At 43.4% G+C, this 5,019-nt stretch carries 3 protein-coding genes and 1 pseudogene; 1 reads left to right on the forward strand and 3 read right to left on the reverse strand.

Going from position 1 to position 5,019, the window contains the following annotated elements:
- From F607_RS0124480 to F607_RS0124490, 3 genes are all read right to left on the reverse strand, one after another.
- The coding region (locus tag F607_RS0124480) for a toxin VasX (protein WP_027710149.1) at positions 1 to 1,475 on the reverse strand (1,475 nt) is incomplete at its 3' end.
- A gap of 3 nt (positions 1,476 to 1,478) precedes the next feature.
- Positions 1,479 to 2,489, reverse strand: coding sequence for a DUF4123 domain-containing protein (locus tag F607_RS33220; RefSeq protein WP_027710150.1), 1,011 nt, complete (start codon positions 2,487 to 2,489; stop codon positions 1,479 to 1,481).
- On the reverse strand, positions 2,486 to 4,552 hold the full coding sequence (locus F607_RS0124490; RefSeq protein ID WP_027710151.1) for a type VI secretion system Vgr family protein: 2,067 nt from the start codon (positions 4,550 to 4,552) through the stop codon (positions 2,486 to 2,488). The genes F607_RS33220 and F607_RS0124490 overlap by 4 nt, the downstream gene beginning before the upstream one ends.
- 288 nt (positions 4,553 to 4,840) lie before the next feature.
- Between F607_RS0124490 and F607_RS31640 the strand changes: the two are divergent.
- A pseudogene (locus F607_RS31640) lies at positions 4,841 to 5,019 on the forward strand (IS982 family transposase); the annotation flags it as partial.

Raw genomic sequence — 5,019 nt, forward strand, 5'->3', positions numbered from 1 at the left:
CCTTTACCCTCAGCATCACCACACAGGTTTGCAACGCAGCAAAAATGGGTTTCATGTAAACGCTGTACATGCGAAAAAATGGTAATATCAAAATACCATACCGCTTTATTAAATTTGGGTAATAAAGAGGCCCGATCTAAACTATTTTCTTCTTCTAATTCTGCAATACACTGAGCCAGTTCATCCGCATCATCCAAAAACACCTCCATTGCTTTCGTGCGGACCCGTTGTTCAATGCGAGGTACATTCCACATACTCACATCTTTATACATATTAAGTTTTGCGAATCGGTATTCTTCTACGGCTTGTTTATAGTCTTCATACTTACTACCATGTTTACGCTTTAACTTTTCCTCAATACGCGATGCTTCTGCATCCTTAGCATCTGCTTGAGCCATCATCGCTTGATAGCGCTTATACCAGTTTTGCTGTCTATTTTGAGGGCTGCGGATTTCACTTTGTCTAAACCGAGTAGCTTTATGCCTGAGTAAAGTGGCTTCATTTCTTAGCTCAGCGACCCGAGTAAATGCCTCTAAACTTTCCTGATCCAACTCATCAAGTTTTTGGTAGTCTTCACTTGTTTTTAAGTGGTTATTTAAGTCACCTTTCGTGATATGGTATAACCCACGAATAAATTGTCCTGAATGAAGTGCTTGTTTATTTTTTTCGTACCACTCACGTTTTTCTCGATAAATACACTCAGCATGCATATCAAGATCATGTAATACCCCAAGCATGTCGTGTAATACAAGTAACGCAGTATTAAATGAAGTACCTTGGGTTTCATTCAACACCTTACCAGTAGACGCTCCTGCCAAAGGTAATGAGGACCAGCTAAAATCTATCCATTCAAAAGGTAAGCTATGTTTACGTTTAGCCGGTTTTTCCGCCTGTTCTTTTCCAATACATTCACTAAGTACATTACCAATTTCACTCAAGGGTACCAGGTGGGTCGCACCATCACCAAAGTCATAATCACCAAGCTGTACCCTTTGCATATACTCATAGCGCAAACGTGGATCAGCCTTTAATTCAGCTATTTTCGAAGCAGACCACGCGACTTCTGAATACGCAACCTCAATATAGCCTTGTCGTTTCAGCTTGATCGGCTTTTTTAAAAAGCTGGGATTACCTACCTGATCTTTTTGTTCCCAATAACGTGACTGTTCACCATCATGTTGAATCTCAAATGACAGTAGCTCATCAGGCTTTAACGAATGAAAAAGATACACAAACCCTTTGCGGGCTAAACGAACACCAATAGGCTTGATCGTTGCTGAAAAACCTGGACGAAGTGAAGGATAATCAACTTTTTTTTCAACGAGAGCATAGCGTGTTGGGTAAAGGTAGATAAACTCCTCTGTAACCGGACACTGAGCAATGCCATTCACTGTAGCCCCATCCACAATTTCTGCACGGGCTTCTTCACGATTAGCGGGTTTACCATAAGGACTATTATTGCTGGTATCACTCATCTGTTACTTCGATCCATACTGCTTAGCTAGTTCATAGGCTTGTGCTAACCGCTCACTGAGCGGATGTGGGGCTGGCTGGGTAATGAGTTGATACACAGCATCATACTGTTGACTAAAAAATACCTGCTCCCCTAATAAACCAATAATATCCACCAATAAATACTGCTCATTGCGTGTCTGGCACTGTATACCTTGAGTTAATGCATCAAATGCATGGATCACCGGATAACGCTGATTGATGACAACATGATCGTCAGGTACTAGCGCTTGTGTTCGACGGCTAAATTGGCCCATAAACTGATAAATAGCAGGCACTAAAGCTTCATGTCGCAGTAAGTGGGGATGATACTGGTGTATATAGTTATACAACTGCTCTCGTGCTTTAACCTTAGGCGCTTCTTCCATAGCAGTTATTTGGTTAGCCGTAAAGGTTTGTATCTGCCCATAACGATGTACATCATGTGTCGGCTGAACGTTGATAACTCGAAGCCATCGATCTTCTGTGACCAACAATGTATCGTATGGCTCAATTTTGGGTAATTTCTCAAATGTACCATCTGTAATCATGCATTCCACAGAAGCAAAAGGACCAAGCCAATAAGCATGTTGCTCTGGGGTAGAGGCCGCCAGTAACCGCCAGGCAATGCGGGGATCATAACCACGAAATAGCATTTCTCCACCATCGGGATGATTCATGGTTAACCACCACTGTGCGTGTTGCACGAGTTGTTCAAAAGAATGATCACTGCTGAGTAACAGTCCCCAATGCTTAGCAATACCCTTATTTACATACTCAGCGAACAAGCCATCATCAATGTCCACTGCTACCAGTAAAGGGGATATGCCCTGTAAATTGGCAAAAGGGGTATGAGCATATAAAGGAAATACTTGAGGCTCTGTTTGCTGGTCAAAAATAAGGCTTAATAACTTGGGTTCAACAGCACCATCCAATAATAAATAACAACGAGCGCCCGGCCGATGATGCTGACGAAGTAATTCAACCGTGAAACTCATTGTGTATTTTTCTCCTGAGCGTCTTGTTGGCATATAGCGCAGAAAGGAGTACTCTCATGCAGCGCTTTGAATAAATTACGCATCTGTTTTTTCGTTGAAATAGGTTGAGTCATTGGTGCTGAAGGACGGCCCGACTTCGCTCGATCAGCCTCTTCAGCCAAAGCAGGACGTTCAGGGGTAATGATATGCACTGGTAGCGGCTGTCCTGATGGACCTTGCACATGAATGGTCTTACCATCAATAAATACACCTTCCTGATTAATCGTGATAGTGCTACCACCCGCCACAAAGGTAATTTCCGTATCCGACTCCAAAACCACTTTATCACCAGATTTAAAGTTCATATCTTTAGCTTCAATCCGATGTTCACCATCAACATTCAAATGACGAGTATCCAGTACGGTTTCGTGATAATCCCCTTTCACTACCCGCTCATGGTTTTGATCAACCTTAATGTGTTGGTCTTGCTTTATGTGTTTGAAGTCATGTTGGTGAATTTCAACGCTATTATTTCCAACAATATGTTCACGCCGATCATTTTTAATACGAACATCTAAATCTTTTTCTGCCGTGACCATAATTACTTCTTGGTCTTTTTTATCCTCAAACGTAAATTCATTAAAACCACCACCACCTGGCGTTGAATTCGTTTTAAAGCCCGACCGGGTTTTATGGTCTGGCAATTTATACGGCGTTTGATGCCTGCCATGATAGACAACACCGGTCACCACTGGATGGTTCACATCACCATTTAAATAGTCGATGGTCACTTCTTGCCCGATGCGGGGAATGACCATACTACCCCACTGATCACCTGCCCAGGTTTGCATAACACGCACCCAACGCGAGGAGTTTTCATCCAGTTTACCTTCACGATCCCATTTAAACTGAACCTTTACCCGGCCATATTCATCAGTATAAATTTCTTCACCTTCAGGCCCGGTCACCACTGCCGTTTGTTTACCTGGCATTTTCGGTGCTTTGTGTCGCTGCTGAGGACGGTAAACGGTGGTTTTCGGCGTCAATACGCCACGTGAACGATAATAAGCACCCTCGCCTACCGCATATTCATCCGAGCCTTTTGGTTGCCGTCCTTCATGGACGACTTGGTTGATAATGTAGGCTTTATTGATAACTTTGACAGGGTGATCGACGACTTCAGCAGTATAACCAGGCAGCATCGTACGGTAAGTGCCACCCGCGATCACAACTTCTTTTTTAACCTGATGCATTTCACATCGAATGCGGGCATAACGCTGACCGGCTTCCAGTGTCTTATAGTTACCAGGATAAATATGCTCTACCGCGTCAGGGTCACCTAAAGTATGTTCAACTTCCAGATTTAAACTGGGCTTATGAAAGTTGTAGTCGCGCATGACAACCTTTCCGATAGGGTCACTCACACTCTGCCTTAAGGAGTCCAAACAGTCTTCATCAGGCACCATGCCGGTTTTCATATGAAAGGCCAAGGTCTCGCCGGCAATGGGTTCCAGGCTTTCATTGCGATCAACAAAAATCAATTTATGGCTGTCAGCGGTATGCTCGAAGTAATAAAAAATACCTTCTTTTTCCAATAGGCGGGATACAAAATTGAGGTCAGACTCATTAAACTGGACGATATACGTCTCTTTTTCATAGTCTTCCGTCAGGCGAAACTCAAAATCGATGCCTTTTTGAAATTCAGCACGAATCAGCACCTGCTCAACGATTTCTGGAACTGTGAGCTTTTGGTAAGTGCGACAGTCTTCGCGGTATTGTAGAAACCACAACTTGGGCACAATTTTGACAGCATATTCGGTATAACGATTACCTGGACTTGCTTCGACCAAGGAAGCGACCATTCCATGGATAACTCGGTCCTCTTCTTCACCGCGAATAGTGATACATGCCGTCTTGCGGATGAGATCAAGTTCACCCAGCTCTGGATGACGACTGACCAAGCTAAGCTCAATACTGTAAGGGTCTGAGATCCCTTCAACACCATTGATCTCCGTTACCAGCAATTCTGCATGGCATCCGGTGATCTCCAATAAAAATACACTGCGATTGGCACCCAATTTCATGACTTCGCCTTACAACCAATAACTGGTCGCTATTGTAGGCGAAAGCCAAGAGGGGCTAAGGAATGGACGTCACAAGGCTACGATCTGTTACAAGACAGGATTTTAAAATGGTTCCGCAACAGGGTGGTGTAGGGAGAGCTGGGTAGATACCAGCTCTTACCTAATTATACGCAACTTTCGTCTATCTCAAACAGTTATAATAACGCGATGCTCGACTTTTATTAGTTTGAAATGACAACCCCTGACCCCAACCTTTGTTTTGCCGAAACAAATTCAAAGGGACAGGGGATGTCAGTAGAAGAGTTTATCATAGCAGTTTATTGCTGGGTTGATGATACCTTTAATGATTTACTTAAAGGCCAGCGATTACGTGAACGAGGGACTATGCCTTCCCTTTCTGATCCTGAAGTGATTGCAATGGAGCTCATCGGCGAGTTTTTTGGGCTAGATGAAGATACACATATCTG

The sequence above is a fragment of the Zooshikella ganghwensis DSM 15267 genome (assembly GCF_000428585.1).
GTDB classification, from domain to species: domain Bacteria; phylum Pseudomonadota; class Gammaproteobacteria; order Pseudomonadales; family Zooshikellaceae; genus Zooshikella; species Zooshikella ganghwensis.